Annotated in this window: 2 protein-coding genes; both read right to left on the reverse strand. The window is 64.3% G+C overall.

Going from position 1 to position 2,160, the window contains the following annotated elements:
• Positions 1–229: 229 nt before the first annotated feature.
• Positions 230–1,198: an NADPH:quinone oxidoreductase family protein gene (locus tag WBF82_RS23875; protein ID WP_424385399.1), complete on the reverse strand. Its 969-nt coding sequence runs from the start codon at positions 1,196–1,198 to the stop codon at positions 230–232.
• On the reverse strand, positions 1,195–2,058 hold the full coding sequence (locus WBF82_RS23880) for an SDR family oxidoreductase (protein ID WP_424385400.1): 864 nt from the start codon (positions 2,056–2,058) through the stop codon (positions 1,195–1,197). The genes WBF82_RS23875 and WBF82_RS23880 overlap by 4 nt, the downstream gene beginning before the upstream one ends.
• Positions 2,059–2,160 lie beyond the last annotated feature (102 nt).

A 2,160-nucleotide genomic window follows, 5' to 3' on the forward strand; every position in this document is an offset into this window, starting at 1 on the left:
GCACCGGTGACCTGACCGACGCTCTTGGTTTGCCGATCGCGGCCACCACAGCGATAGGCACGCTGGCGGCTGGTTTCGAATTCGAAATCCTCTCGACCGCGTTCAGCCAGGTTGCTGCCGACTTCTCGGGTCTGTTCTAGGAACGGCCGCGTCGAGTGAGGGGTTGATCGCCGCTTACCAAGCTGGAGCGTGACACAACCCCGCACTCGGCACAGCGCGGTGCCACCGGCTAGGGTTCCAATACGAGCTTGCCGAATATGGCCCCGTCGGCCAAGGCCTGCAGTGCGGCACGCCCTTCCGATAGCGGATAGCGCTGCGGCGGAGGCGGTTTCAAACCCAACGACACCAACTGGTTCAGCCCCCACGCGAACAGCGCCGCCGAGCCGGGCACCTGATGCAAATACTCGCCCCAGGCGACGCCGAGCACACCGACATTGCGCAACAGCAGCCGGTTGACCTTCACGGTCGGAATCGCACCCGCGGCAAACCCGATGACCAGCAGCTTGCCGTCGATGGCCAGCACCCGGACGGCATCGTCGAAAGCCGGCCCGCCGATCGGGTCGACCACGATGTCAACACCTCGACCACCGGTATGCTCCCGCACGGCCTGAGCCCAGCCGTCCGTCAAAGGCAGCACCACGTGGGCGCCCAGTGATTTCACGAAATCCGTTGCGCCCGAGCGATGCACCACCGCGATGACCTTGCCGGCGCCCATCGCACGGGCCACCTGGATCGCCGCGGTGCCCACCCCACCTGCTGACCCGAGCACCAGCACACTGTCGCCCTGGCGCATCGCGGCGCGACGAGCCAGCGCGAAGTACATGGTGTTGTAGTTCACCAGCAGCGACACTGCTTCGGCGTCGTCGAGTTCAGCCGGACTGTGGGTGACGTTGGCCAACGGCACAATCACCTGTTCGGCGAAACCGCCGAGCACGCCGAACGCCGAGACCCGGTCGCCCACTTTGAATTCCGAGTCTTCCGGGGCCCAGTGCACGACCCCGGCAGCCTCCATCCCGGGAATGAACGGCGGCGGCAGCTTGAGCTGGTATTCACCTTTACTCAGCAACAGGTCCGGAAAGCACACCCCGGCAGCCCGGACGTCGACGATAAGCGTGTCGTCGTTACCGGCTACGTCGTCCACATCGGTGTAGACGAGACCATCGGGGCCTGAAAGGTCCTGTACTACACAGGCTTTCACCGGATGGAGAAGTTAGCCTGCTTAGCGGCGGACAAGTCGTCGATCTCGCCCCAGTGCGAGGCGATGTCGTCCACCGACGGCGGCGCTTTGAAAGTGACGCCCTCATTCTGGAACAGCGCGGTGCGCTGCACCTTGCCGCCGCCGACGATGAAGATCGAACCAGTGTCGGGCACTTCCTCGGTGCACAAATACGCCACCACCGGCGCCACGAAGTCCGGTGTGAGGTTCTTCAACACCTCGGGCGGCAGGATGTCCTCCGTCATCCGGGTGGCCGCGATCGGCGCCAACGCGTTGGCCTTGATGTTGTACTTGGCGCCCTCTTGGGCCAGCGTGTTGATCATGCCGACCAAGCCCAGCTTGGCTGCGCCGTAGTTGGCCTGACCGAAGTTGCCGAACAGCCCGCTGGTGGAGGTGGCGACGACGACGCGACCGTAGCTCTGCTCGCGGAAATGCGGCCACGCTGCACGGACGACGTTATAACCGCCGTAGAGATGCACCTTGAGCACCGAATCCCAATTCTCGAACGACATCTTGTGGAAGGTGCCGTCGCGCAGGATGCCGGCGTTGCTCACCACGCCGTCGACCTTGCCGAACTCATCGAGAGCGGTCTTGACGATGCTCTCCGCCCCCTCGGGTTCGGCCACGCTGTCGTAGTTGGCCACCGCTCGTCCCCCGGCGTCCTTGATCTCCTTGACGACCTCGTCGGCCATGTTGTGTCCGGCGCCGGTACCGTCGCGGGCACCACCGAGGTCGTTGACCACCACGCTCGCGCCTTCCTTGGCGAGGGTGAGCGCGTACTCACGGCCCAAGCCACCACCGGCTCCCGTGACGACGACAACGCGATCCTGCACTCCGGGCATTACATTCCTATCTCTCGATCCTCAGTGACCAACGAATTCAAGCGGGCCGGCAGAACGCTAGAACAACCGGCGCGCCAACTTCCACGCCTTCTCTGTATACGG

It is taken from the genome of Mycobacterium sp., assembly GCF_049673265.1.
GTDB lineage: Bacteria > Actinomycetota > Actinomycetes > Mycobacteriales > Mycobacteriaceae > Mycobacterium.